We start from the raw sequence: 24,734 nt of genomic DNA, 5'->3' as shown, positions 1-24,734 counted from the left end.
ACTCTGTTGAACCCACCGGGTGTGTTTCACTGCTTAAGGTGGCTGTCCCAGATGGACGATCAGAACAAGAATCTCATCCTCGCAACCGCGCTCAGCTTTGTCGTGATCCTGGTTTGGTTCGTGCTGTTTCCACCGCCCGAGCAAACCACCATTACTGATCAGGCTGAAATCAGCGCCATCGAAAGCGATGAGGTTCAGACCCCCAGCGCCTCGAGCGCGGGTACCGTAGGCGAAGCCACGGCGAGCGCAGAAGAAACGCTGCCCGGGTCCGAGGCCGTGCGGATCAAGATCGACACGCCCCGCCTCGAGGGCAGCCTGTCGATGTCCGGTGGCCGCATCGATGAATTGTACCTGAAGGATTATAAAGTCTCGATCCAGGACGACGCACCGATTGTCGAACTGTTCTCTCCGGTTGGATCTGAGTCTGCATATTATGCGCTCTACGGATGGGCGCCTGGTGCAGGTGTCACCGTCACGGATGTACCCGGCCCGAACACAGTCTGGACGATTGAAAGTGGTGAAACGCTGGGCGTGGACGCGCCGGTCACGTTGAAATGGCAGAATGACAACGGCCTGACCTTCCGCCGCACAATCTCGGTCGACGAGAACTATATGTTCGAAGTCACTCAAGCCGTCGAAAACAACACACAGACCGAGGTCGGCATGGCGCCCTATGGCATCCTTGCCCGCCATGGCATCGGCGAAGATGGCGACCTGCCCGGACTGAAGAATTTCTTCATCCTGCATGAAGGCGTGATGGTCATGGCCGACGGTGTTCTGGATGAAATCGACTACGGCGATGTGCGCGACTTTGACATTGATCCGAACGAACGGGCGCAAGCCGAGGTCTTTCAGGTCAAAGACGGTGGCTGGGTCGGCTTTACTGATCACTATTGGATGACCACCCTGATCCCGGCTGAGGGCACGACCTTCAAGGCAGCAGCCAAATACGATGCCCGTCGCAAGATCTATCAGACGGAAACTGTACTGCCGACATTGCTTGTCGCACCAGGGGCTACTGAAGAGGTAACAACCCAGCTGTTTGCCGGTGCCAAGGAATGGGAAACCATTCGTGAATATCAGGCCGAAGGCGTTCAAAAGTTCATCGACAGCATCGACTGGGGCTGGTTCTATTTCCTGACCAAGCCGATCTTCTGGCTGCTGCACAATATTAACGCCCAGATCGGCAACATGGGCTGGTCGATCATCGGCCTGACCCTGATCATCAAGGCGATCTTGTTCCCGCTCGCGTTCAAGTCCTATGTCTCGATGGCGAAGATGAAGGAACTGCAGCCGCAGATGGAGGCGCTGAAAGAGGCCGCTGGTGACGATCGTCAGAAAATGCAGCAAGGTATGATGGAACTGTACAAGAAGGAAAAGGTTAACCCCGCCGCGGGCTGTTTGCCGATCCTGATGCAGATCCCGATCTTCTTCTCGCTGTATAAGGTGATCTTTGTCACCATCGAACTGCGTCAAGCACCGTGGTTTGGCCCGTTTCAGGACCTCAGCGCACCGGATCCCACGTCAATCATGAACTTCTTCGGCTGGCTGCCTTGGGCCGGGCCGCAACCTGACACCCTTATGGCGCTGATCTTCATCGGCATCCTGCCACTGTTGCTGGGGATTTCGATGTGGCTGCAGCAAAAGCTGAACCCGGCACCAACAGACGCGACACAGGCAATGATCTTTGCCTGGATGCCCTGGGTCTTCATGTTCATGCTCGGTGGGTTTGCCAGCGGCCTTGTGGTGTACTGGATCGCGAACAACACGATCACCTTTACCCAACAGTATCTGATCATGCGCAGCCAAGGTTATAAACCGGATGTATTTGGCAACATCAAATCCGGTTTCAAGCGCGCCGCTAAGACGGATGACAAATGACGGCTGAAGTCACCCATATTTGGCGGCATCCTATGAAAAGCCACGGCCACGAAGCCGTGAAGACCGTGACAGTGACCCCCGGGCAGACAATGCCCGGGGATCGCGTTTGGGCAGTTGCGCACGAAGCGTCAAAGGCCGATGGCACGAAATGGGTACCTTGCGTCAATTTCAGCCGAGGGTCAAAAGCCCCAGTTCTGATGGCCATTTCCGCCAAGCTGGATGCGGATCTGCTGACCCTGACCCACCCCGATCGCCCCGATCTAACCTTTGACCCGGATCGGGAACAGGACGTTTTTCTGGATTGGGTGCGCCCGCTGATGCCCGCGGACAGGGCGGCATCTGCCCGGATCGTTCGGATACCAGGGCGTGGGATGACAGACAGCGATTTCCCGTCAATCAGCCTGTGCAACATGGCCTCTCACCGGGCGGTTGAACAAAAACTGGGGCAAGACCTGTCAATCAAACGCTGGCGCGGTAACATCTGGTTCGATGGCCTGCCCCTATGGGAAGAATTCGACTGGCTCGACCGCGAGTTGCAAATCGGTGAGGCCGTGTTCCGCGTCCGCGAGCGGATTGTGCGCTGTTTGGCGACCACTGCGAACCCGGATACCGGCGACCGCGATGCCGACACTTTAGGCGCGCTGAACAGCTGGGGCCATCAGGATTTCGGCATCTATACCGAAGTGGTCCGCGGCGGGCTAATCTCGGTCGGTGACAAGGTGATACCGTTATGAGCACCCTACCCTTCCCTCTGGCCCAAGATCCCGATGAATTCTCGTTGGAGCGCGGGCGCAAGCTGTTTGCAGGCCCGTCCGAGTTCGTCAAAGGCGTTGTCGCCATGAGCGGGCTGCCCGACCCCGACCGGCTTGAGGTCTGTTTCGCAGGCCGTTCAAATGTTGGCAAGTCCAGTTTGATCAATGCGCTGACCGGAACCAAGGGGTTGGCGCGCGCGTCGAACACGCCGGGTCGGACGCAGGAAATCAACTTTTTCACCCAGGGCCCAGAGCTATATCTGGTCGACCTTCCCGGCTATGGCTATGCCAATGCGCCGGTTAAGGTGGTGGAAAAGTGGCAGCGGTTGCTGAAACAATATCTCAGTGGCCGACAGACCCTGCGCCGGGCCTTTGTCCTGGTTGACGCGCGCCATGGGGTAAAGCCTGTTGATGCCGAGATCATGAAGCTGCTGGACACCAGTGCCGTAACCTTTCAATGCGTGCTGACCAAGGCAGACAAGGTCAAGGCCAATGAACGCGAAAAGGTTCTGAACCAGGTCCGCTCGGCCCTGTCAAAACACCCCGCCGCTTTCCCCGAAATCGTGCTGACGTCGTCCGAAAAAGGGGATGGTATCCCAACGTTGCGCTCGATCATCACGCATCTGGAATAGCTTGGCCCTTGGCAGCACCTTTCAAAGGCCCTAACACGGTGGGCCAGAGGGACCTTAGCCATGAAGACAAGAGATATGAACCGGGATTGGATCGCCACCGCCGCCACATTGAACAGCGCACTGCCCTATCTGCAGCGCTATGACGGGGCCATTGTCGTCATCAAGCTGGGCGGACACGCCATGGGCAGCGATGAAGCGATGGAAAGCTTTGCCCGTGACGTGGTTCTGATGCGCCAAGTGGGCATCAACCCGGTTGTGGTACATGGCGGCGGTCCCATGATCAACGCGATGCTGGACAAGCTCGATATCCAATCCGATTTCGTGAACGGTAAGCGTGTGACGGACAAGGCAACTGTCGAAGTGGTCGAGATGGTGCTCTCGGGCCTCGTGAACAAACGCATTGTTCAGGCCATCAACGGACAGGGAGGGACTGCGGTTGGCCTGTCGGGCAAGGACGCCAGCCTGATGATCTGTGATCAAACCGATGCCTCGCTGGGGTTTGTTGGCTCTCCTTCCGAGATGAAACCCGAAATCCTGCACGATCTGTTTACGCATGACGTGATCCCGGTAATTGCGCCTCTGGGCGCCGGGCGCGAAGGTGAGACGTTCAACGTCAACGGTGACACCGCCGCCGGTGCCATCGCCTCGGCCTTGAAGGCAGACCGTCTGCTGTTGCTGACCGACGTATCAGGCGTCAAGAACGCTGCCGGAGAGGTCGTGACCGAGCTAAAAGCCGGTCAGATCCGCGAGATGACCCTGGACGGGACCATCGCAGGCGGAATGATCCCCAAGACCGAAACGGCGCTGGACGCACTACATAGTGGGGTGCGGGCCGTAGTCATTCTGGATGGGCGCGCGCCCAATGCGGTGCTACTGGAACTGTTCACCGAACACGGGGCTGGGTCGCTGATCCGACCCGATTGATCGACTGCGACGGAGGTGACATGACAGAACAAACCGCACCTTCTCCGAACATTTATCAACGTGTCGACAGCGCGGCAGCTGAGGTTGGGCTTATCGTGATGGGTGCGTTGCATCCTGGGCGCGCTAATGCCAAGCAATTGGACAGCGGCACCCTGATCCTGCTAGGTGCAGGGCCCACGTTCTGGCCTGTTTTGAAATCAGCCCCCGAATGGCAAGGTCCCGACCCTGTTGACCGGTGGTCGTACCGCGTCGTCAATCAGATGGCGCAGGATTTGGGGGTGCAAGCCTATTTCCCATTCGGTGGCCCACCCTATGTGCCGTTTATCGACTGGGCGCTGAAATCGGGGCGTACATTCAGCAGCCCTGTTGGCGCCTTGGTGCATGACACGGTCGGTATGATGATCTCGTATCGCGGCGCGCTGCATTTTGATGAGGAATTCGAGATTCCCGGTGCCCATAACTCATCGCCCTGTGTTACATGCGATTCCCCTTGCGCTCAGACCTGCCCAGTCGGAGCCCTGAACACCCACAGCTTCTATGACGTTGAGGCCTGCCACGGGCATCTGAACACAGAGCAGGGCCAAACCTGCATGACCGGTGGCTGCCTTGCGCGCCTCGCCTGCCCTCTCAGCGCCGGGGCCGGACGCGATCCGGAACAATCCGCCCACCACATGAGGTCTTTTCACCCGTCATGACCCGCACTCTGATCCTGATCCGCCATGCGAAATCCAGTTGGGATGAGCCGACGCTCAGCGATCATGATCGGCCATTGAACAAGCGTGGGCGCAAATCAGCACCCGCCGTGGCCGACTGGCTGCGCAGCAACGGCTGGCTGCCGGATGAGGTTCTCAGCTCTACCGCTGTCAGAACCCGCGAGACATGGGACAGGATGGGGTTGCACGCCGATCCGATCCGGTTCGAGCGCGCGCTGTATCTGGCCGGTCCCGATCTCATGATGCGGGCCCTATCACAGGCTTCTGGCCAAACCGTGCTGATGCTGGGCCACAACCCCGGGATCGCTGAATTCACCAGACAGCTTGTGCGGCAGGCGCCAGATCACGGCCGTTTCGATGACTACCCGACCTGCGCAACAACAGTCATACAGTTCGAGATCAACTCCTGGGCCGCGCTTCGGTGGCACAGTGGGGACGTCTTGGGGTTTGTCATTCCACGCGAGTTGCCGGAATAAAAAAGGCGGGGCAAAAACCCCGCCTTTCAAGGTTCTTCCGATCGGGATCAATGGCCCAGAATCTGGCTCAGGAACAGCTTGGTCCGCTCGCTTTGCGGATTGTTGAAAAACTCTTCTGGTTCGTTCTGTTCCACAATCTGACCGGCATCCATAAAGATCACGCGGTTGGCGACCTGACGGGCAAAACCCATCTCGTGGGTCACACAAAGCATGGTCATGCCTTCTTCGGCCAGCTCGATCATAGTGTCGAGCACCTCTTTGATCATCTCAGGGTCCAGCGCCGATGTAGGTTCATCGAACAACATGATCCGCGGCATCATGCAGAGCGAACGGGCAATCGCAACACGCTGCTGCTGACCACCCGAAAGCTGGCCAGGATACTTGTCGGCCTGTTCTGGGATTTTCACCTTCTCTAGGAAGTGCATCGCACGCTCTTCAGCCTCTTTCCTGGGCGTCTTGCGCACCCAGATCGGGGCCAGCGTACAGTTTTCCAGAATGGTTAGATGCGGGAAGAGGTTGAAGTGCTGGAACACCATCCCGACCTCGGACCGGATCTTGTCGATGTTTTTCAGGTCATTCGACAGTTCCGTCCCATCCACCATGATCGTGCCTTGCTGGTGTTCCTCCAGCGCGTTCAGACAGCGGATCAGGGTGGACTTACCCGACCCTGACGGCCCCGCGATAACAATCCTCTCGCCCTGATTGACGGTCAAATTGATGTCGCGCAGCACATGGAAAGACCCATACCACTTGTTCATGTTGTTGATTTCGATGGCGACCTCGTCGCTCACCTGCATCTTGGATCGGTCGATTTCGCGGTCTATTGCAAGTTCAGACATGTGTTGAACTCCTTAACGATGGCCAGTCTGAAGCTTGCGCTCCAGATACATGGAATAACGGGACATGGAGAAGCAGACGACGAAGAACAGCGCGCCGATAAAAGCGAACAGTTCCCAGTAGATGCCGTTCCAAGCGGTATCAGCGCGGATCGCGTTGGCAAGGCCAAGCACGTCGAACAGTCCGATGATCGACACCAGAACCGTATCCTTGAAGATCCCGATGAATGTGCTCACGATGCCCGGAATTGAGATTTTCAGGGCTTGCGGCATGATGATCAAACGCTGTGCCTGCCAGTAGTTCAGGCCCAAACTGTCGGCGCCCTCGTACTGACCGCGTGGCAATGCAGCCAGGCCACCCCGGATCACTTCGGCCATATAGGCGGCTGAGAACAGGGTCATCATGATCATCACCCGCAGGATGATGTCAAAATTGGTGCCTGGTGGCAGGAACAGGTTCAACAGCAGCGAGGCCACGAACAGTAGCGTGATCAGCGGTACGCCGCGAATGAACTCGATAAAGCCCACACACATGTATTTGACGATAAGAAGGTCCGACTGACGGCCCAGCGCCAACACGATACCAATCGGCAGCGAGACACCGATGGCCACAACACCCAGCAGGATCGCCAGCATGAAACCACCGAACTGACGACTTTGCACGGCTTCGATACCGATCGGCAGGATCGAATCCATGGCACCAACGAAGTAGCTCGATAGAAACAGCCACCAGATCAACGCAGCCACTGCACCACCGATCATCCCGAGCAATTCGCTTTGTTGCTTGCTGACGACGGTGTAGACGGCCCAGCCGGCAACAAATCCAAGTGCCGCCGACAATGGCCCCCAGATGGTACCACCCCACATCAACCAAGGCATCAGGAAGGGGTAGATCGCGCTAAAGATCAGCAACTTGCTCGGAACACGGTCCGAATACAACACTGGTGCCAGAGCAACCAGCAACAGAACAAGCGCCAGAATCGGCCGCCAGTACAGATGGCTCGGGTAGAATCCGAACAACAGCTGCAGCCAGCGATCATTGATGACAGCCCAGCAAGCATGACCATGGGTGTCTCCCCAGGTTGCCATCATGATCTCACGGCACTCAGTCAGTGAATTGGCATTCCAGACGGATTGGAACGTCCATGGCAGAACGCCCGACAACACATAGTAGATCGCATAGAGCGAAACCAAAGTCAGGATCGAATTGAACCAACCAGAAAACAGATTGTGCTTAACCCAACCTACTATTCCCACTTCGGACGCTGGTGGCGCTTTCTCCGGCAACATTTCCGCGCGGACAAATGAAACATCACTCATATTACCGCTCCACCAATTTGACACTATTGTTGTACCAGTTCATCACTGCCGAGATGCTCAGCGAGATGCACAGATAGACCAGCATCAGCAGTAGAACGCATTCCAGCTCGCGGCCGGTTTGGTTCATGGTGATGCCACCCAAGGTACCTGTGATATCCATATATCCCACCGCAATCGCCAGAGACGAGTTCTTGGTCAGGTTCAGGTAGTTCGAGATCATTGGCGGGATGATCACGCGCAACGCTTGCGGCAGGATCACCAGACGCATAATCCGGCTCGGGCGTATACCCAGCGCGGCGGCGGCCTCGGTCTGCCCCTTGGAAATGGCGAGAATTCCGGCCCGCACGATCTCAGCGATGAAAGCTGCAGTGTAAAGGGACAGGGCCAACCACAATGCGATAAGCGAGTTCCGCAAATGAGTGCCGCCTTTAAAGTTGAACCCTTTCAGTTCCGGGTATCCCAAATGGAATCCCAACGCAGTCAGCAGGATCAACATCGGCACAAACAGTATGCCCAACTGAATATGCCAGATGGTTGGGCGATCACCAGTTGCTTCCTGTTTTGCAGCGGCATTAGCGGATACTTTGCGCATTACAAAAATGCTGCCCGCCAAAACGACCAGAAAGGCAACCAGATCCAATGAAATGTCGAAGCGTAAGCTGGACGCACCAAACAAGTGGATATCGCCAAGACTGCGTGAAAACAGGAGCTCTGGGATATAGACACCGCGATTGGTGACGGCGACAGAGTTGAAAAAATCCATCGTGGCCGTCGGGGTTTCGCCTCGGAATGCATTGGGTGCCGGTAAACCTTCGATCAGAATGGCCATAGCCAGAACGATCCAAAGCAGCACAGGCACGTTACGGAACATCTCGACATAAACAGTCATGATCCGCGCTATCAACCAGTTGTTTGAAAGCCGTAATACACCAACGAAAACACCGATAATCGTCGCCGTGATACAGCCGAGAACTGCAACAACAAGTGTGTTTAGCAATCCGATAAGCCCAGCACGCAAGTGGCTGTCTCGAGAATCGTATTCCAGCAGGCGTTGGTTGATATCGTAACTTGCAGGTTCGCCGAAGAACCCGAATTCTACAGGTTTACCAAGTGCTTCGAGGTTCTGAATGGTGTTGGAAATGATCCAGGCTGCCAAAAGCATGAAACCGATCATTGCAATGACCTGGATGGTCGCAGATCGGTACCGCGTATCGTAAAGGAGCATGGACAGCCGGAACTGCTCCTTTGGCGGGTCAGTGAGAGTCGACATGACCTATGTATATCCCCGTGTCATCCCGTTATTCGCAGACAGAGTTGATCTCTGTTCAATCTAACCGGGACTGTTTCTTATGGATTGAAAAAGGGCGCAGGATGAACTGCGCCCTCTTCAATGGATATTAGCGGAACGGCGGCGAGTACAGCAGGCCGCCATCGGTCCACTGACCGTTCAGGCCGCGTGCCAGACCGATTGGGGTTTCTTCACCGATGTTCTTGGCAAAGACCTCACCATAGTTACCACCCGCCTTGATAGCGCGCATTGCCCACTGTGCGTCCAGACCCAGCATCTCACCCAGAGTGCCTTCGCTGCCCAGCAGACGGTTCACTTCGGGGTTGTCGGTGCCAGCAGACATCTCGTCGATGTTCGCCGAGGTCACACCCAGCTCTTCAGCCGAAACCAGTGCGTTCAGTGTCCAGCGAACAACGTCGCCCCACTCGTGGTCGCCATGACGGACCAGAGGGCCCAGCGGCTCTTTCGAGATGATTTCGGGCAGCAGGATGTGATCACCGGGGTTTTCGAACGTGGCGCGTGTTGCGGCCAGGCCCGATGCGTCGGTGGTGTAGACGTCACATGCGCCAGCCAGATACTGCTGCTGCGCTTCTGCGTTGGTTTCGATCGGAACCGGCTCGTAGCTGATGTTGTTCGAGCGGAAGAAATCCGCCAGGTTCAGCTCGGTGGTGGTGCCGGTCTGGATGCAGACAGTCGCGCCGTCCAGTTCCTTGGCCGAGCTTACGCCCAGCGCTTTGGGAACCATAAAGCCCTGACCGTCGTAATAGTTTACACCGACGAATTCGAACTTCAGGTCTACGTCGCGGCTGAAGGTCCATGTGGTGTTCCGGGCCAGCATGTCGATTTCGCCCGAAGCCAGCGCGGTAAAGCGTGTCTTACCTGTGGTCGGAACGAATTCAACGGCGCTTGCGTCACCCAGAACCGCAGCGGCAACGGCGCGGCACAACGAAACGTCAAAGCCCTGCCATTCACCATTTGCGTCGGGCGCGGCAAAGCCGACCAGACCGGTGGTCACACCGCAGTTCAGCTTACCGCGCGCCTTGACGTCGTCCACGGTTCCCGCCATGGCTGCGCCTGCGGCCAGACCGGCAACTGTGGCCGCGCCCAAGATTACGGATTTTTTCATTTTTACCTCTTCCTGATTGTCCATCCCGTTCAGGGACGGTTCTATCCGGCACCTCAGGTACCAGAAAGGTTTCCCCAAAGGTGTCTCCCCTTTAGTGCGCACGAGTTTGGTCGCATTCATAAACAAACGTCAAGGGTCGGATCAGGGAAAACGATGGATCAACTCACAGATGTCCATCAGAGCGGTAAAAATTCAGAAATCTAAGATCAATCAGAGACGTCGTAGAAGCGTTTAGCGTGTAAAAAGGCAGAACGTTTGACTTCGGCTGCTTCATGCGCCTCGTCGTCATGGCCCCATTGTTCGATTTGCCACAGCTCGTCCAACCGCGAAATCCGCCAGATCTCTTGCGCATCACACCAATCGGAAGTGGCCGCAAACCCAAGGATCAACGAGCCCGAAAGGCTGACCAGGTCGTGGAAGGCAGCCAGTTGGAAGTTGTTGAAATCATGCACTCGCCGGCGCAACTGATCCAGCGCCGCCACGTCTTGCGGCTGATGCAGGATACCTGTGACGGGCCGCAGGCGAACCGACATGGCTTCCGCGGCCCAGTCCAACACCGGGTCCCACTGTTCAGCTTGCCGCTGCTGCAACTCTTGCGGGTGAGCGGCGCGATAGCACAGCAAATCCGAATCGCCATAATCGGCAAGCATGTCTGCAACTTCGGCGTGCTGAATCTGTACCTTGTCGATGGCTGCATTGGCCGAACGCGTGTAGGGCATCGTCCCTGGGTCGACCTGTTCTTCCTGCGCGTCCCATTCGGCCGCAACGGCCTGAGCCATCGGCAAGGTCGGCAGGATCAGTCCGGCCCGCGCAGGTGTTTTGACCCGACGACCGTCCAATTCGACCGTAAATCCGCCACCGGCCTCTACCACCTGACATGCAGTCCAAAATCGTTTCGGTTTCCAGTCACTCATGTCTTCAGGTCCAGATATCGTCCAGTGCGCCCGGCAACTGGTCAAACGTTTCGATAATACGAGAGGCAGCGGCCAGGGCAGGCCGTTCGTGATACCCCCAGGTGACGCCAATTCCCGTGACACCGGCGGCGGCGGCCATATCCATGTCGAATCGGGTATCCCCGATCATGACAGTATCAACCGCATCGACGCAGGTTTCGGCCCTAGCCGTGTCGATCATCGAAGGATGCGGTTTTGACGGGTGGTGATCTGCGACCTGCCGGGTCACGAAATAGCCTTGCAGACCGTGACCTTCGATCAAAGCATCCAGACCACGTTGCGATTTGCCTGTCGCCACGCCCAGCAACATCTCGGGGATTGCATGCAGTGCCTCGATAACCTCACGGGCTCCGGGGTAGAGCGGCGAACTGGCCATTCCCTGTTCCAGCCGATGTGCGTGATAGGCCTGTTTATAGCCCTCTACCAACCGCTCCTGATCCACAGCAGAACACTCGGGCACCAACTGTGCCATGGCTTGTGGCAGAGATAATCCGACTATGGACAAGATCCCCGCCCTATCCGGAACAGGCAGAGACAAGGCATCAAAGCTGGCGGTCATGGCCGCAACAATGCTGCTTTGGCTATCGACCAAGGTACCGTCCACATCAAATAGTACCAGACGCAAGGGTCTGCTCATTGCAGAGACTCGAACGGATCATCCGCAGCCAAGTCTTCGGCCCATCCGAATGTGTCCCAGCTGTGTTTCATGTGATCAGGCAAGGGTGCGGTGACCGTGATCTTCTTACGCGTCACCGGGTGCTGAAACGAAGCCTGCCGCGCATGCAGGTGCAGCTTTTTGCTGATCACACCGCCCAACTGCGCACCCCAGCCATCGCCAAGGTTCTCTTGACCCGAACCGCCGTATTTTCCATCCCCGATGATTGGATGCCCAATCGCTGCCATATGCGCACGCAACTGATGAGTGCGGCCGGTGATCGGCTCCATCGCGACCCAGGCGGCGCGTCCGGCCACGCGGTATAGCGTAGCGTAAAGTGTATGGGCCCGCTTCGCGCCTGGCGTATCGTTGATTTCGTTAAGATGAACGGGGATCATCTTTTCGCCCTCGCCCTGGCTGCCATGGCCCGGGGCCTTGACCAAACCGGTCTTGATCTCGCCCAGATAAGGGGTCGGCACCCCAGCGACCAGAGCCCAATATATCTTGCGCGTGTCCCGGTGACGGAAAGCGGCGGTCAGTGCTTTGGCGGCCTCGCGTGTGCGGGCCAGCAACAGCACGCCCGAGGTATCCTTGTCCAGTCGGTGCACCAATCGGGGGTTTTCGTCATATCCAAAGCGCAGCGCCTCGGACAGCCCGTCCACATGCCGGGTCTGGCCGCTGCCGCCTTGCACCGGCAAGCCTTGCGGTTTGTTCAGCGCGATCACGTGATCATCGCGATAAATCACGCAAGCCTGCATCATCTTGGCATCCGCATCTGTGATCCGCGGTTTCACCTCGACCGGTTTGTGGTCCGCATCCGGCAGAGGTGGCACGCGTACGACCTGGCCGACCTCAAGCCGGGTCGAGGCCTTGGCCCGTCCGCCATCCACACGCAGTTCGCCCTTGCGGCACATTTTCTCGATGCGCCCCTGGCTGACATGCGGAAACAGACGCCGCAGCCAGCGGTCCACCCGCTGATCGCCATCCCCATCCGCAACCGTTATCATCTGCACGCCACTCATGCCATTGCCCCTTGCGCCGCGCGGCAGACCCGCCCGGACCACGCTGTAAACATTGTCCCAGAAAACATGCGCGTCTGTCGCGCGCATCGGCCAAAGAGTCAAGCCGGTGCTAGTCTGGTTTCCGTTGCGAACGCAGCTTGGCAAAGTAGTCCAACCGTTTCTTCAGCTCACGTTCAAACCCACGCTCAACAGGTTGATACAGAACCGGGCGCGGTATGGTTTCGGGAAAGTAGTTCTGGCCGGAAAACCCATCCTCGGCATCGTGATCATAGGCATAGCCCGCGCCATAGCCCTGATCTTTCATCAAAGAGGTCGGTGCATTCAGAATATGTTTGGGCGGCGGCTCACTTCCTGATTGCTTGGCCAGACGCATCGCTGCCTTGTAGCCCACATAGGCCCCGTTCGATTTCGGAGCCAGAGCCAGATAGACCAGCGCCTGCGCCAAAGCCAACTCGCCTTCGGGACTGCCCAGCCGCTCATAGGTCTCCCATGACTGCAGACAGATCGCCTGAGCCTGCGGATCCGCCAGACCAATGTCCTCGACCGCCATTCGCGTGATCCGGCGCGCCAGATATCTTGGGTCCTCGCCTCCCGTCAGCATTCGCGCGAACCAGTACAGGGCGGCATCGGGGTCGGATCCTCGCACCGATTTGTGCAAGGCCGAGATCAGGTTGTAATGCTCATCTCCAGATTTGTCGTATTTCGCGGCACGGCGCATGAGCCGGGTCGACAGGGCTTCAAGGTCTAGCGAGCCCTCAACTTTCCACGCGGCAACCTGCTCGATCAGGTTCAGCAGGGCACGTCCGTCACCATCGGCCATTTCCTGCAGCGCATCACGGGCCGCAGGGTCCAACCGCAACCCGCGGTCCAATTCCTGTTCAGCGCGCTGCGTCAGACGCTCAAGATCAGCCAGGCTGAGCCGTTCCAGCACCAGCACTTGTGCCCGACTGAGCACAGCGGCGTTCAACTCGAACGATGGATTTTCCGTGGTCGCACCGACCAGGAGGATCGTACCATCCTCCATATGCGGCAGAAACCCGTCCTGCTGCGCCTTGTTGAAGCGATGAATTTCGTCAACGAACAGCAACGTCCCCTGCCCGTTCTGACGCCGGATCTTCGCAGCTTCGAACACTTTCTTCAGGTCGGGAACACCAGTAAAGATGGCACTGATCTGCACAAAATGCAGGTCCGTCTCTTGCGCTAGAAGCCGCGCGATCGTGGTCTTGCCGACACCGGGCGGCCCCCAGAATATCAGGCTCGACAGACTGCCCGAGGCCAGCATCACGCCCAAAGGCGCATCCGGACCCAACACCTGTTCCTGTCCGATCACCTCGGCCAGCGTTTGCGGGCGCAATCTGTCGGCCAGCGGGCGATGTACAGGCGGCGCAGGATCAGGTGACCCAGTATCGAAAAGGTCACTCATCCGGTCACAGCCTGAACCGCAGGGAAACCGGCCGGCCGCCCCTGAGGATATCCAGATTGATCCGACGCCCCGGATCGGTCAGCGCCTTCACGACATCAGCAGGTCGCTCGACCCGCGCGCCGTTTATTCCATCGACCACATCGCCCGGACGCAGCCCGGACCGACCGCCATAGCGGCCCGCGTCGACCACAACCACCCCCGTCTGCGACAGCAAAAGCCCCAGCCGCGCGATAACAGCAGGGTTGATCCGCGACACGGTCAGGCCTGGCATCACGGTTTCATCGTTCAGCGTCGTCACTTCCGCTGCCGGAACCTCGGGCGCTTTGACCAAAGCGACCTCAAGTTCAGCTCGGTCCTCGCCGCGCAGTCGCGTCACCACCGACGTGCCGCCCACACCGGCCACTGACATGCGGAATTTCATCTCTGCCGGCGAGTTGACCTCATCCCCGTCGACATGGGTCACGACGTCCCCAACCTGCAACCCTGCCTCGGCCAACGGGCTGAGCGCATGGAGATCCGAAATCACCACACCCTGCGGGATGACCAAGCCCAGAGACTCAGCGATATCCGCACTCATGTGCTGCCCTGCCATTCCGGCCCAGGGGCTGACAAAACTGTCATTGCCGGCCTGCGCTTGCCGCAGGAATTCGGCAACCAGATTGGCAGGGATGGCAAAACCGATCCCGTTCGATCCGCCAGAACGTGTCAGGATCGAGGTGTTGATGCCAATCAGATCACCGTTTACATCGATCAGCGCCCCGCCCGAATTGCCGGGATTGATCGCCGCGTCCGTCTGAATGAAATAGCCCCGCGCATTGCCCGTCGCCGTCCCGGTCCGCGCCAGCCCCGAGATAATGCCCGATGATACCGTCTGCCCGACGCCGAACGGGTTGCCGATGGCCAGAGCCAATTCACCCACCTCAACCAAATCGGAATCCCGCATGTCGATCGAAGGCAACGCCTCGGCATCTTTCAGACGTAGAATGGCGATGTCGCTTTCCTGATCGCCCAGAACCACCTCGGCCGAAAACTCGCGCCGGTCCGTCGTGACGACCCGTATTTCTGTCGCTGAACCAACAACATGATAGTTAGAGACCACATAACCGTCATCCGTCAGGATCACACCCGACCCCAGCGAATTCTGAACGCGCGGTCGCGGTTCGCCAAAGCCGCCGCCAAAGAAATCCTGAAAGAACGGATCAGAGAACAATGAGTTCGAGCGCCCTTCGCGCACAATCTTGGCGTATATATTCACCACCGCCGGCGCGGCCTGTTTCACGACGGGCGCAAAACCAAGGCTGATTTCGGCCTGCGTTTGAGGTGCTTTTGTTTCGGCCTGGGCTGACACCGCAGCAGCGGCCAGCAAGAGTGAACACAAGACTTTCCGCATGATCCATCCGTCTATTGGGCGCCCTTCGGATATGCGAGGCCCGCGCAGGGATTGCAAGCGTGTTAAGGCACAGGGCGCGTTGACTTGGGGCGGAAGGGCTGGGAATGTCCGCCAAACACAAAGTGCATTTGAAGGAAATATTGTTTTGAGGTCATTCACTCTGAAATGTCTGTCGCGCGGGCGGCTTTCATCGCTCGCACTGATCGCAACCCTTGGGATAATCGCCCCGGCGGTACAGGCGGATACCAAACTGACCATGGGGACCGGAGGGAAAACCGGGTACTATTTCAACGTCGGCAATCTTCTGTGCAAGTCATTTGTCAAAGCGACGAGCGGTAATAAATGCCGCGCACGGCCAACAGGTGGCCCGAAGGAAAACCTTCCAAAGCTGCGCAGTGGCAAGTTCGACATCGTCGTGGCGCGGTCCGACTGGGTCAATGACGCGCTGTTGGGGGCAGCCTATTTCGAAGGCAAAGGGCCGGACACAACTCTGCGCTCATTATTTTCGATCCACAGTGCACCCCTGACAGTTGTTGTACGCAAAGGGTCCGGAATCAGTTCCATTGATAAACTGGATGGAAAGCGTGTCCGATTGGGAGGATCGGCATCCAGCTTGGTCAGAAAGCTTCCCTATGCCGGAAGCTGGGACATCTCGGGATTTAGCACGATCAAACTCGGAGAGATGGGCCTCCAGCGAAAGGCTTTGTGCGCGGGCGAGATTGACGTCGTCGCCAGTGTCGTCGGCTATCCGTCAAGCCTGATTCAAAAAACAGCCCTGACATGCGCGATTCAACTGGTCGAACTTTCCGGGCGCGATATCGACCGTCTGGTTTCCGGCTCCGAGGCGCTCAGCAAAGTGACCATCCCTGCAAATACCTATACAGGGGTGACGTCACCATCCAGAACATTCGGCTATAAGGCTAGTCTTCTAAGCCGTGCCAACGTACCCGATGACGATATCTATGCCTTTGTGAAATCGACCTTTGAAAACCTGCCGCAACTGGCGGTCGGACACCCGGCGCTGAAAGGTTTGCAACCAACTGACATGATCGGCGATGGCATGCCAGCACCTCTCCATCCAGGGGCGGCCCGATATTATCGAGAGCGCGGCTGGATCAACTAGGCCAGAGATAGAGTTGTGAAAAAGAAAAACCCCCGCGTCCGAGACACGGGGGTTTTCACATGAAAGCCAAGCTTTCTTATTCTTCGTCTGCGGCCTCTTCGGCGGCGGTACGCGCTTTGTCTGCAGCGCCTTTGGCGTCCAGATCGCGGTCAACGAATTCGATGATCGCCATCGGGGCCATGTCGCCATAGCGGAAGCCTGCTTTCAGGATCCGGACATAACCGCCCTGACGCTCGGCGTAACGGGGGCCCAGGATTTCAAACAGCTTTGCGACGTCTTTGTCTTCTTTCAGCTGCGATGCGGCCTGACGACGGGCGTGCAGGTCGCCGCGCTTGCCCAGAGTGATCAGTTTTTCAACGATCGGGCGCAGTTCTTTTGCCTTGGGCAGAGTTGTTTTGATCTGCTCATGTTCGATGAGCGAGCCAGCCATGTTCGCAAACAGAGCCTTGCGGTGCTCATGAGTACGGTTCAGGCGGCGGTAACCACGTGCGTGACGCATTTTCTAGTTCCTTCTTTAGCGTTTTGCTTTGTCTGGCCGGCGATGCGTGTCACCGACTCTCCTTGGGGCAAGATCGCCCTTGATTCCCCGGCAGCCCGGGCATTGGGGAAGACGCGCTTAAAACGCGTCTTCGAATTTCTTCGCCAGATCTTCGATGTTATCGGGCGGCCAATCCTCGACATCCATGCCAAGGTGCAGACCCATGCCGGACAGCACTTCTTTGATCTCGTTCAGCGACTTGCGGCCAAAGTTCGGGGTGCGCAGCATCTCGGCTTCGGTCTTCTGGATCAGGTCGCCAATGTAGACGATGTTGTCGTTCTTCAGACAGTTTGCCGAACGGACCGACAGTTCCAACTCATCTACTTTCTTCAGCAGCAGCGGGTTGAACTCCAGACCATCATCCTCGTCCTGACGACCAGCCGCTTCCGGCTCATCGAAGTTGACGAAGATCGACAGCTGATCCTGCAGGATGCGCGCAGCATAGGCCAACGCGTCCTCGGGGGTGATCGAACCGTCAGTCTCAATCTTCAGGGTCAACTTGTCATAGTCTAGAACCTGACCTTCACGCGTCGGCTGAACATCATAGGCGACCTTTTTAACCGGCGAATAGATCGCGTCGATCGGGATCAGGCCGATAGGTGCATCTTCTGGCTTGTTCTTTTCAGCCGAGACATAGCCCTTACCGGTGTTGACGGTCAGTTCCATGAACAGGTCGGCACCATCATCCAAGTGACAGATGACGTGATCGCGGTTCAGAACCTCGATGCCAGCGCTTTCGCTGATGTCGCCTGCGGTGACGATTGCCGGTCCTTTTGCATTGATCGACAGACGCTTGGGGCCTTCGACCTCCATGCGCAGGGCGACCTGCTTTAGGTTCAAAATGATGTCGGTGACGTCTTCACGCACGCCTGCAACCGAACTGAATTCGTGCAGGACGTTGTCGATCTGAACGCTGGTGATGGCCGCACCTTGCAGCGAGCTCATCAGAACGCGGCGCAGGGCGTTGCCCAGTGTCAGACCAAAGCCACGTTCCAGCGGTTCTGCAACCAGCGTTGCCTGGCGCGCAGGGTCGTTGCCCGGCTTGCTTTCCAGCTGGGTTGGCTTGATCAATTCTGCCCAATTCTTGTGGATCATGTAATCCCTCCATTCCTGTCCGCGCCCCATGACCAACAAGGTGCAGACGCCCGAGGTTCAAAATGACGTGCTGGGGCCGTGCGAAAATGCGGGCCCCAGCTCAATTCTAATTCGCTTAGACGCGGCGGCGTTTCGGCGGGCGACAGCCATTGTGAGCGATCGGCGTCACGTCGCGGATCGACGTGATGTTGAAGCCCACTGCAGCCAGTGCGCGCAGAGCCGATTCACGACCCGAACCGGGGCCCTGAACTTCGACTTCCAGCGTCTTGACGCCGTGATCCTGCGCCTTTTTACCTGCGTCTTCCGCAGCCATCTGAGCAGCATACGGTGTAGATTTACGCGACCCTTTGAACCCCATGGTCCCGGCCGACGACCATGCAATGGCGTTGCCTTGCACGTCTGAGATCAGGATCTTGGTATTGTTGAAGGTCGAATTCACATGGGCCACGCCCGATGCGATATTCTTGCGCTCTTTTTTCTTGGTACGAGTCTTTTCGCGTGCCATCGGTCAGACCCTCCTTATTTCTTCTTGCCAGCAATGGCCTTTGCGGGGCCTTTGCGGGTACGAGCGTTGGTATGGGTACGCTGACCGCGAACGGGCAGGTTACGACGATGACGCAGACCGCGGTAGCAACCCAAATCCATCAGGCGCTTGACGTTCATCTGAACTTCGCGACGCAGGTCACCTTCGACGGTGAAGTTTGCGTCGATATGTTCGCGGATGGCCAGAACTTCGGAATCCGACAGCTCATTGACGCGACGGTGCGCTTCAATGCCTACGGCTTCGCAGATGGCCTGCGCCGAGGTGTTGCCGATACCGGTGATATATGTGAGGGCGATAGGTACCCGCTTTGCAGTCGGGATGTTTACGCCGGCAATACGTGCCACGTGTCACTTTCCTTTTTGTTGCGGTTCCGTAGCTCCGGAACCTTTTTTCACAACACTTGACCGTGGCAGTGACGCCAGAGGGCCCAGTATTATTCGAGGTGGTTGGGGCAGTTAGGACGAATCCCGCCTGCGATCTTGATTCCCTTTAGGGATGGGGGTCGATATGGGCTTTTGCGCTTGGCGTCAAGGCCATATTGGAGCTAGCCGAGTACGGCCTCGATCGACGCAGTCACTTCCTTGATATCGGCCAACCCATTGACCGGGCGAAGATCACCTTTGGCGTAGTAATAACCAATCAGCGGCGACGTCTTTTTGTAGTACTCCATCAACCGCGTGCGCAGGCTGTCTTCGTTGTCGTCGGCGCGACGCGTGAACTCTTTTTGCTCACCACAGTTGGTGCAGCGACCATCTGCCGGGATCGGCTTGGTCTTGTCATTATAAACTTCGCCACAGCCCGAACAGGTCGAACGTGCGGTGATCCGATCCACCAGGGCATCGTCATCCACCCGCATCTCGATCACAGTGTGCAGTGACTGGCCCAACTTGGTCAGCAAAGCCGCCAATGCGTCGGCTTGTGCCAATGTGCGCGGAAAACCGTCAAAGATGAAACCGGCACCGGTTTCGGTGGTCAGCTTCTCTTCGATCAGGCCGATCACGATCTCATCGGTGACCAGCTTGCCGGCATCCATGATGGCTGCGACCTTCAGGCCCATCTCGGTGCCCGAGGTTTTGGCTTCGCGCAGCATGTCTCCGGTGCTCAGCTGCACCATGCCGCGTGTTTCAACAAGATGACGCGCTTGCGTTCCTTTACCCGCCCCCGGGGGGCCCAGAAGAATGATGTTCATCGACGAGCGGGTCCCTTCCTGCCGCGTTTCTTACCCTTCCCGCGCAGTTGGGACTTTTCGATAAGCCCTTCGTATTGATGCGCCAGCAGGTGGCTCTGAACCTGTTGGATCGTATCCATGGTCACAGAGACGATAATCAGAACCGAAGTACCACCGAAATAGAACGGAATGGCAAACTGGCCCCGCAGGATTTCAGGCAGCAGACAAACCGCCGCCAGATAAGCCGAACCCAGAACCAGCACGCGGTTGACCACGTATTCCAGATACTCGGCGGTTTTCTTACCCGGACGGATACCCGGCACAAAACCGTTCTGCTTTTTCAGGTTATCCGCCACGTCATCCGGTTTGAACGACACGTTGAACGTGTAGAAATAGGCAAAGAATACGATCATCGACGCAAAGAACAGCAGGTACAGAGGCTGACCGGGTCCAAAATTGGCCAGCAGCCAGGACATGATCGGCCCGTTGGTCGCACCCGATGAGAAGGTTGAGATCGTCACCGGCAGCAGCAGCAGCGAGCTGGCGAAGATCGCCGGGATAACGCCGGCCGGGTTCACTTTGACCGGCAGGTGGCTCGAGCCGCCCTCATAGATCTTCATACCGGCCTGACGGCGCGGGTATTGAATATGGATCTTGCGCAAAGCGCGCTCCATGAACACCACAAAGGTGATCACGGCGATGACCATGACAATCACTCCGATGATCACTGCGGGGCTGATTGCGCCGCTGCGGCCACTTGCGAAGAACTGAGCCAACGCTGCCGGAACCTCGGCGATGATGCCAACGAAAATAATCAGAGAGATACCGTTGCCGATGCCGCGCGCGGTGATCTGCTCACCCAGCCACATCAGGAACATGGTGCCGCCAACCAGTGTAATCATAGTCGACAGACGGAAATAGAGGCCCGGATCGGTCGCCAGATCGCCCGACTCCAGCGAAACGGCCAAGCCATAGGCCTGAACGGTGGCCAGCGCCACGGTGCCGAAACGGGTATATTGGTTGATCTTCTTACGACCCTGCTCGCCCTCTTTCTTGAGCTGTTCGAGCGCGGGAACCATCGAGGTCAGCAGCTGAATGATGATCGAGGCCGAGATGTAAGGCATGATGCCGAGGGCAAAGATACCCATCCGCCCAAGCGCCCCGCCGGTGAACATCGAAACCATACCGCCGATGCCCTGCCCCGCTTGCTCCATGAACTCACGCAGGGCCTGTCCGTCGATCCCCGGCACCGGTATAAAAGTGCCCAGGCGATAGACGATCAACAAACCCAGTGTGAACAGGATGCGGTTGCGCAGATCGGTGGCTTTGCCCAAAGCAGCCCAGCTAGTGTTGGCTGCCATTTGTTCTGCTGCTGATACCATAAATCGGTCTCTCTTATGAAAACACCGCCCGGAACCGTTTTCCGGCTCGGGCGGCGTCTTGGAAAACTCTGAGGTCTATGTAAGCGGGTCTTGGCCCGCTCACAAGCGCTTACTCTGCCGCAGCGGCTTTTGTGACCGTCAGTGAACCGCCCGCTTTTTCGACTGCCTCAACGGCAGCTTTCGAAGCACCAGTTACTTCCAGGGTCACCTTGGCGCTGATTTCGCCTTTGGCCAGAACGCGGATACCGTCCAGTTTACGGCGAACCAGACCGGATGCAACCAGTGCGTCCTCGGTGATCGCGGCTTTGGCGTCCAGCTTACCGGCGTCGACGAATTTCTGGATCAGGCCCAAGTTGATAACGGCAAATGCCTTGCGGTTCGGCTTGTTAAAGCCACGCTTGGGCAGGCGTTGGTACAGCGGCATCTGGCCACCTTCGTAGCCATTGATGGCCACACCCGAACGGGATTTCTGACCTTTGATACCACGGCCACCCATTTTACCTTTACCGGAACCGGGACCACGGCCGACGCGGGTCCGTTTCGGTGTGGCGCCTGGGTTGTCGCGCAATTCATTCAGTTTCATTTCGCTTCTCCTTCGCCGGAAATGACCCCGAAGCGTGATGGGTCAAACACGGCATTTCTTGGTTTTGATTCTTGCGGCGCAGTACGCCACCGGAGCCCGATACAGCTTTGTGGCTGAGGATGCAAGTTTTGAAGTGAACAACACCCAAACTGTCTAGCCTTCAGCATTTTGGATTGGCGCGTCCAGTGGATTAATCCGGTGTTTGGCCAGAAGCTTACCCACCAGGCTATCTGGATCTGGCAGGCCATTATACCTGTTCCTAAGGATCGAACGCATCCGGCGACCATAAAAGTGAATGGAAACTGTGTCCTCGTGGAAGAACCAGGATAAATCGGCGTTTGGGCGTGCCAAAGCGCGCCGTCTGGTAAAGTTCACCGGATAGAACACATGCTCAGGCAGAACAAATTGGTGTTCGCCGGTTTGCCGTAAAGCCCAGGCAAAGGCTGACGGACCCCATGCGCCCCAATATTGCGCGGGCACATTGATCGGATCACCTGCATCCTGTGCCGCACGAAGGGGTTCCTGATATCGTTTGGGCAGCCATGGCGGAATCCGATACGGGTCCGTTGTATATTCGATGAGCAGATCCAGCGCCGGGCTGTCTGACGGAATGCCCAATACGCCGATCGCAATCTCTCCTTCGAGCATTCCGTAAAAATGCCCGGTCTCCGTTGTGAAAGGACGCATGCAATAGGCGTCCGTATCCGCCCATATCAAATCGGGCTCCTGCGCCAACATGCGGTATCGGAACTTGTCCGAATGCGGCGCCGGGCTACCAGTACGGCTATGCGCAATGAATTCTGTGCCAGGCATCACATCGCGCGCATCGCGGGTATCCACACCTTCAGGTATCCCGGAGACATTCCCATAGGTGTAGAGGCGAACGGATTGACCGGTATCCAGATAGGATTTGATGCAGAGCTGCTCGAGAAAGCTCAGCGGGCCATCCACCCACAACATGCCGATCTGGTAGTCTCGCACTGTGTCAGCCTCGTCATCGCGTTATTGGGACATAGCCCCCTCTAAAAATTCTCATGGAAAATTTCCAAACGATCCACAATGCAGAGCGACCAATTTCACCGTGCCTGTGCCTTTCAAGCACGCAGAATCAAAAGAGGCGCCAAATGGCGCCTCGGTGTTGTTCATCCTGCCAGGTTTTCAGCAGTAGACGTGCTTATGCGCAATATCACTTATATCGCACCGGCGGATACCAATGTCGTTCAGTTCACGATCAGTCAGGTTCTGAAGCTCTGAATAGGTGCGGCCGAATTCGGCGCGCAGGGCATAGGCCTCTTTCACGCGTGCGATCAGAGTTGTGATGCGGGCGGTCAGACCAAAGCCTTCGCGGGAAAAAGTTGCTGTGTTTGCCATTTCTATATTCCTTTCTAAACCGGAGCGTATTCTCCAGATTTCGTTTGCGTTCCTATTTGGGACAAAGCTCAAATAAGAACGCCAGATAACGCTAACAACAGAAGATTCGGTCTGGCCGGTATGCATTGGGGGAATGGCAGTAAAAACACTGTTTAGACATCCCACTACAGGCTTTCGTTGAAATACACCTGTGGATTTCTCGGCTAAAGATAAGATCTATCAAATTTATATATTTTAATATCTTTTTTCTTTTACGGACCCATATTTTCACTATTCTATCACATATCCGTGAACTATCGGGCTATTTCGGCCTGTTTTACCATTTTCGCCTCGCACGTTTAGGGCGTCCTCGACTTCATGAATGAGGATACTCCATGCCTTTGGTTTCAAGCGTTATTAGAAGGTTGCGCTGGATTCAGCGCCGTCCTTCCTTGAAGCAATCGGCAAACCTGTTGCGCAACGTTCGGGGCTATCTTCTTCACTCTCAACAAGCCGCCCCGCTGCCGTCTCTGGTGAAAATTGATATTTCGCCGCTGTGCTCACTAGCCTGTCCACATTGCGTCCATGCGAACCCGTCCCGACGCAACCGGCCATTACTCAGCGATCAGAATTTCGGAAAGCAGGACAAACTCAGCCTTCAGCAGTACCGGCATATCATTGACCAGATCAAAGATCGCGCGCTTGGTGTAAGCCTGTTCTACTATGGCGATCCTCTGGCACACCCGGACCTCAACGACATGATCCGGGCCACGACCGCAGCCGGTTTGGAAAGCCATATCACCACCCATTTCAGCTATCGGCTAAAAGCCGAGAGGATTCATGACCTGGTCGATGCCGGGCTTAGCCATATCACAATCTCGGTTGATGGCGCGACGCAGGAAAGCTTTCAGGTTACCCGTGTTCGCGGACGCCTGGATTTCGTTCTGAACAACCTGCGACTACTGGCTGGCTATAAAAAGAGGAAGGGTCTGAAATCTCCGTTCATAGAAATACAGCATATCTCTTTCCCCCATCACGCCGAGGATGAATTGGATCAGGTGAAGGCCATCGTAGACGAGATTGGTATCGACGCCTTTACCACGTTTGAAGGGCTACGGTTCGATGCAAATGGAGATCTGTACAACGTCGTAGACGACGATTCCGATCGGATTGAAAATGGCCCGCCCCTGTCATCATCCCTCACCCCAAGATGCCATTGGCCCCACAGCAGCACGGTCATTCGCTTTGATGGCGATGTGATTCCCTGCTGTCTCTGGCGATCCGGCCGCCAATATGTTTCCGACAAGAACCGTGATCCGCATGTGTTGGGAAATGTTTTCGACGAACCACTTGAAACCATCTGGAACAACGAAAAATACAAAGCTCTGCGCCGGCAGGTCTGGAACCCGCGTGCTCATTCCAAACGCGAAGCAGCAGCCAGTTTTTGCGATGGATGCCCCAGGCTGTACGAAAAACCAGGCAGAGAACCCCCGTTGCGCCATGAAGTCGACATTGAGTTTGCAGAAAAAAAGGCGCTCGGGTCATAGCCGAGTTTGCGCC

Annotated in this window: 26 protein-coding genes; 8 read left to right on the top strand and 18 right to left on the bottom strand. The window is 56.9% G+C overall.

From position 1 onward, the window contains the following. Window positions 1–51: 51 nt before the first annotated feature. The 6 genes from yidC to AC2FH6_RS20225 are packed head-to-tail and all read left to right on the top strand — an operon-like array spanning window position 52 to window position 5,378. Window positions 52–1,881 (top strand): membrane protein insertase YidC, encoded by a 1,830-nt coding sequence (gene yidC / locus AC2FH6_RS20250; protein ID WP_496704047.1) that lies wholly within the window; start codon window positions 52–54, stop codon window positions 1,879–1,881. Beyond that, window positions 1,878–2,615: an MOSC domain-containing protein gene (locus tag AC2FH6_RS20245; RefSeq protein ID WP_496704046.1), complete on the top strand. Its 738-nt coding sequence runs from the start codon at window positions 1,878–1,880 to the stop codon at window positions 2,613–2,615. The genes yidC and AC2FH6_RS20245 overlap by 4 nt, the downstream gene beginning before the upstream one ends. Next, window positions 2,612–3,265, top strand: coding sequence for a ribosome biogenesis GTP-binding protein YihA/YsxC (gene yihA / locus AC2FH6_RS20240; RefSeq protein ID WP_142639735.1), 654 nt, complete (start codon window positions 2,612–2,614; stop codon window positions 3,263–3,265). The genes AC2FH6_RS20245 and yihA overlap by 4 nt, the downstream gene beginning before the upstream one ends. A 60-nt stretch (window positions 3,266–3,325) precedes the next feature. Beyond that, on the top strand, window positions 3,326–4,189 hold the full coding sequence (gene argB, locus AC2FH6_RS20235) for an acetylglutamate kinase (protein WP_496691913.1): 864 nt from the start codon (window positions 3,326–3,328) through the stop codon (window positions 4,187–4,189). A gap of 20 nt (window positions 4,190–4,209) precedes the next feature. Further along, the gene (locus AC2FH6_RS20230) at window positions 4,210–4,884 is read left to right on the top strand and encodes a ferredoxin (RefSeq protein ID WP_496704045.1); all 675 of its coding nucleotides are present in this window, start codon (window positions 4,210–4,212) and stop codon (window positions 4,882–4,884) included. Next, complete coding sequence (locus AC2FH6_RS20225; RefSeq protein ID WP_496704044.1) at window positions 4,881–5,378, top strand: SixA phosphatase family protein; 498 nt, start codon at window positions 4,881–4,883, stop codon at window positions 5,376–5,378. Before AC2FH6_RS20230 ends, AC2FH6_RS20225 begins: the two co-directional genes overlap by 4 nt. Before the next feature lie 47 nt (window positions 5,379–5,425). Here AC2FH6_RS20225 and AC2FH6_RS20220 read toward each other — a convergent pair whose 3' ends face one another. The 9 genes from AC2FH6_RS20220 to AC2FH6_RS20180 all read right to left on the bottom strand — a co-directional run bounded on the left by AC2FH6_RS20220 (window position 5,426) and on the right by AC2FH6_RS20180 (window position 15,391). Then, on the bottom strand, window positions 5,426–6,217 hold the full coding sequence (locus AC2FH6_RS20220) for an amino acid ABC transporter ATP-binding protein (protein WP_142639743.1): 792 nt from the start codon (window positions 6,215–6,217) through the stop codon (window positions 5,426–5,428). 12 nt (window positions 6,218–6,229) lie between these two features. Beyond that, complete coding sequence (locus tag AC2FH6_RS20215; RefSeq protein ID WP_142639745.1) at window positions 6,230–7,534, bottom strand: amino acid ABC transporter permease; 1,305 nt, start codon at window positions 7,532–7,534, stop codon at window positions 6,230–6,232. A 1-nt stretch (window position 7,535) separates the two neighbouring features. Continuing rightward, complete coding sequence (locus AC2FH6_RS20210) at window positions 7,536–8,804, bottom strand: amino acid ABC transporter permease (RefSeq protein WP_496691910.1); 1,269 nt, start codon at window positions 8,802–8,804, stop codon at window positions 7,536–7,538. A 127-nt stretch (window positions 8,805–8,931) separates the two neighbouring features. Then, window positions 8,932–9,948 (bottom strand): amino acid ABC transporter substrate-binding protein, encoded by a 1,017-nt coding sequence (locus tag AC2FH6_RS20205; protein ID WP_142639749.1) that lies wholly within the window; start codon window positions 9,946–9,948, stop codon window positions 8,932–8,934. A gap of 206 nt (window positions 9,949–10,154) precedes the next feature. Further along, complete coding sequence (locus tag AC2FH6_RS20200) at window positions 10,155–10,862, bottom strand: ATP12 family chaperone protein (protein WP_496704043.1); 708 nt, start codon at window positions 10,860–10,862, stop codon at window positions 10,155–10,157. A 4-nt stretch (window positions 10,863–10,866) separates the two neighbouring features. Then, window positions 10,867–11,538: an HAD-IA family hydrolase gene (locus AC2FH6_RS20195; protein ID WP_496704042.1), complete on the bottom strand. Its 672-nt coding sequence runs from the start codon at window positions 11,536–11,538 to the stop codon at window positions 10,867–10,869. Next, window positions 11,535–12,578: an RluA family pseudouridine synthase gene (locus tag AC2FH6_RS20190; protein WP_142639807.1), complete on the bottom strand. Its 1,044-nt coding sequence runs from the start codon at window positions 12,576–12,578 to the stop codon at window positions 11,535–11,537. Before AC2FH6_RS20190 ends, AC2FH6_RS20195 begins: the two co-directional genes overlap by 4 nt. A 109-nt stretch (window positions 12,579–12,687) precedes the next feature. Next, complete coding sequence (locus AC2FH6_RS20185; RefSeq protein WP_496704041.1) at window positions 12,688–14,001, bottom strand: replication-associated recombination protein A; 1,314 nt, start codon at window positions 13,999–14,001, stop codon at window positions 12,688–12,690. 4 nt (window positions 14,002–14,005) lie between these two features. Continuing rightward, window positions 14,006–15,391 (bottom strand): trypsin-like peptidase domain-containing protein, encoded by a 1,386-nt coding sequence (locus AC2FH6_RS20180; RefSeq protein ID WP_496704040.1) that lies wholly within the window; start codon window positions 15,389–15,391, stop codon window positions 14,006–14,008. A 145-nt stretch (window positions 15,392–15,536) separates the two neighbouring features. Between AC2FH6_RS20180 and AC2FH6_RS20175 the strand changes: the two genes are divergently transcribed. Further along, window positions 15,537–16,514 (top strand): TAXI family TRAP transporter solute-binding subunit, encoded by a 978-nt coding sequence (locus tag AC2FH6_RS20175; RefSeq protein WP_496704039.1) that lies wholly within the window; start codon window positions 15,537–15,539, stop codon window positions 16,512–16,514. 76 nt (window positions 16,515–16,590) lie between these two features. On the opposite strand, the gene rplQ is transcribed toward AC2FH6_RS20175, so the two are convergent. From rplQ to AC2FH6_RS20130, 9 genes are all read right to left on the bottom strand, one after another. After that, on the bottom strand, window positions 16,591–17,013 hold the full coding sequence (gene rplQ / locus AC2FH6_RS20170) for a 50S ribosomal protein L17 (RefSeq protein WP_142639761.1): 423 nt from the start codon (window positions 17,011–17,013) through the stop codon (window positions 16,591–16,593). 117 nt (window positions 17,014–17,130) lie between these two features. Next, on the bottom strand, window positions 17,131–18,147 hold the full coding sequence (locus tag AC2FH6_RS20165) for a DNA-directed RNA polymerase subunit alpha (protein WP_281995981.1): 1,017 nt from the start codon (window positions 18,145–18,147) through the stop codon (window positions 17,131–17,133). 115 nt (window positions 18,148–18,262) lie between these two features. Beyond that, window positions 18,263–18,652 (bottom strand): 30S ribosomal protein S11, encoded by a 390-nt coding sequence (rpsK, locus tag AC2FH6_RS20160; protein ID WP_037311698.1) that lies wholly within the window; start codon window positions 18,650–18,652, stop codon window positions 18,263–18,265. A gap of 14 nt (window positions 18,653–18,666) precedes the next feature. After that, window positions 18,667–19,035, bottom strand: a complete 369-nt coding sequence (gene rpsM, locus AC2FH6_RS20155; protein ID WP_142639766.1) for a 30S ribosomal protein S13 — start codon at window positions 19,033–19,035, stop codon at window positions 18,667–18,669. A gap of 200 nt (window positions 19,036–19,235) precedes the next feature. After that, window positions 19,236–19,880 (bottom strand): adenylate kinase, encoded by a 645-nt coding sequence (locus AC2FH6_RS20150; RefSeq protein WP_142639768.1) that lies wholly within the window; start codon window positions 19,878–19,880, stop codon window positions 19,236–19,238. Continuing rightward, window positions 19,877–21,241, bottom strand: a complete 1,365-nt coding sequence (secY, locus tag AC2FH6_RS20145) for a preprotein translocase subunit SecY (protein ID WP_271951986.1) — start codon at window positions 21,239–21,241, stop codon at window positions 19,877–19,879. Before secY ends, AC2FH6_RS20150 begins: the two co-directional genes overlap by 4 nt. Before the next feature lie 109 nt (window positions 21,242–21,350). Beyond that, window positions 21,351–21,824, bottom strand: coding sequence for a 50S ribosomal protein L15 (gene rplO, locus AC2FH6_RS20140; RefSeq protein ID WP_142639772.1), 474 nt, complete (start codon window positions 21,822–21,824; stop codon window positions 21,351–21,353). 153 nt (window positions 21,825–21,977) lie between these two features. Next, complete coding sequence (locus tag AC2FH6_RS20135; protein ID WP_496704038.1) at window positions 21,978–22,805, bottom strand: hypothetical protein; 828 nt, start codon at window positions 22,803–22,805, stop codon at window positions 21,978–21,980. Window positions 22,806–22,982: 177 nt separating this feature from the next. Beyond that, complete coding sequence (locus tag AC2FH6_RS20130) at window positions 22,983–23,195, bottom strand: DUF1127 domain-containing protein (RefSeq protein ID WP_142639774.1); 213 nt, start codon at window positions 23,193–23,195, stop codon at window positions 22,983–22,985. 374 nt (window positions 23,196–23,569) lie between these two features. On the opposite strand from AC2FH6_RS20130, the gene AC2FH6_RS20125 reads away from it, so the two are divergent. Then, window positions 23,570–24,721 carry a radical SAM/SPASM domain-containing protein gene (locus AC2FH6_RS20125; protein ID WP_496704037.1) on the top strand — a complete coding sequence of 384 codons (1,152 nt, stop codon included), beginning with the start codon at window positions 23,570–23,572 and terminating at the stop codon, window positions 24,719–24,721. Window positions 24,722–24,734: the final 13 nt, after the last annotated feature.

The organism is Ruegeria sp. CDSC045, assembly GCF_059610725.1.
The sequence above is the reverse complement of the archived record's forward strand: the minus strand, read 5'-3'. Positions and strand labels throughout refer to the sequence as shown.

Coding starts and splice junctions, on each gene's coding strand:
- yidC (WP_496704047.1), top strand. CDS start 52: ATGGACGATCAGAACAAGAATCTCATCCTCGCAACCGCGCTCAGCTTT.
- AC2FH6_RS20245 (WP_496704046.1), top strand. CDS start 1,878: ATGACGGCTGAAGTCACCCATATTTGGCGGCATCCTATGAAAAGCCAC.
- yihA (WP_142639735.1), top strand. CDS start 2,612: ATGAGCACCCTACCCTTCCCTCTGGCCCAAGATCCCGATGAATTCTCG.
- argB (WP_496691913.1), top strand. CDS start 3,326: ATGAAGACAAGAGATATGAACCGGGATTGGATCGCCACCGCCGCCACA.
- AC2FH6_RS20230 (WP_496704045.1), top strand. CDS start 4,210: ATGACAGAACAAACCGCACCTTCTCCGAACATTTATCAACGTGTCGAC.
- AC2FH6_RS20225 (WP_496704044.1), top strand. CDS start 4,881: ATGACCCGCACTCTGATCCTGATCCGCCATGCGAAATCCAGTTGGGAT.
- AC2FH6_RS20220 (WP_142639743.1), bottom strand. CDS start 6,217: ATGTCTGAACTTGCAATAGACCGCGAAATCGACCGATCCAAGATGCAG.
- AC2FH6_RS20215 (WP_142639745.1), bottom strand. CDS start 7,534: ATGAGTGATGTTTCATTTGTCCGCGCGGAAATGTTGCCGGAGAAAGCG.
- AC2FH6_RS20210 (WP_496691910.1), bottom strand. CDS start 8,804: ATGTCGACTCTCACTGACCCGCCAAAGGAGCAGTTCCGGCTGTCCATG.
- AC2FH6_RS20205 (WP_142639749.1), bottom strand. CDS start 9,948: ATGAAAAAATCCGTAATCTTGGGCGCGGCCACAGTTGCCGGTCTGGCC.
- AC2FH6_RS20200 (WP_496704043.1), bottom strand. CDS start 10,862: ATGAGTGACTGGAAACCGAAACGATTTTGGACTGCATGTCAGGTGGTA.
- AC2FH6_RS20195 (WP_496704042.1), bottom strand. CDS start 11,538: ATGAGCAGACCCTTGCGTCTGGTACTATTTGATGTGGACGGTACCTTG.
- AC2FH6_RS20190 (WP_142639807.1), bottom strand. CDS start 12,578: ATGAGTGGCGTGCAGATGATAACGGTTGCGGATGGGGATGGCGATCAG.
- AC2FH6_RS20185 (WP_496704041.1), bottom strand. CDS start 14,001: ATGAGTGACCTTTTCGATACTGGGTCACCTGATCCTGCGCCGCCTGTA.
- AC2FH6_RS20180 (WP_496704040.1), bottom strand. CDS start 15,391: ATGCGGAAAGTCTTGTGTTCACTCTTGCTGGCCGCTGCTGCGGTGTCA.
- rplQ (WP_142639761.1), bottom strand. CDS start 17,013: ATGCGTCACGCACGTGGTTACCGCCGCCTGAACCGTACTCATGAGCAC.
- AC2FH6_RS20165 (WP_281995981.1), bottom strand. CDS start 18,147: ATGATCCACAAGAATTGGGCAGAATTGATCAAGCCAACCCAGCTGGAA.
- rpsK (WP_037311698.1), bottom strand. CDS start 18,652: ATGGCACGCGAAAAGACTCGTACCAAGAAAAAAGAGCGCAAGAATATC.
- AC2FH6_RS20150 (WP_142639768.1), bottom strand. CDS start 19,880: ATGAACATCATTCTTCTGGGCCCCCCGGGGGCGGGTAAAGGAACGCAA.
- secY (WP_271951986.1), bottom strand. CDS start 21,241: ATGGTATCAGCAGCAGAACAAATGGCAGCCAACACTAGCTGGGCTGCT.
- rplO (WP_142639772.1), bottom strand. CDS start 21,824: ATGAAACTGAATGAATTGCGCGACAACCCAGGCGCCACACCGAAACGG.
- AC2FH6_RS20130 (WP_142639774.1), bottom strand. CDS start 23,195: ATGGCAAACACAGCAACTTTTTCCCGCGAAGGCTTTGGTCTGACCGCC.
- AC2FH6_RS20125 (WP_496704037.1), top strand. CDS start 23,570: ATGCCTTTGGTTTCAAGCGTTATTAGAAGGTTGCGCTGGATTCAGCGC.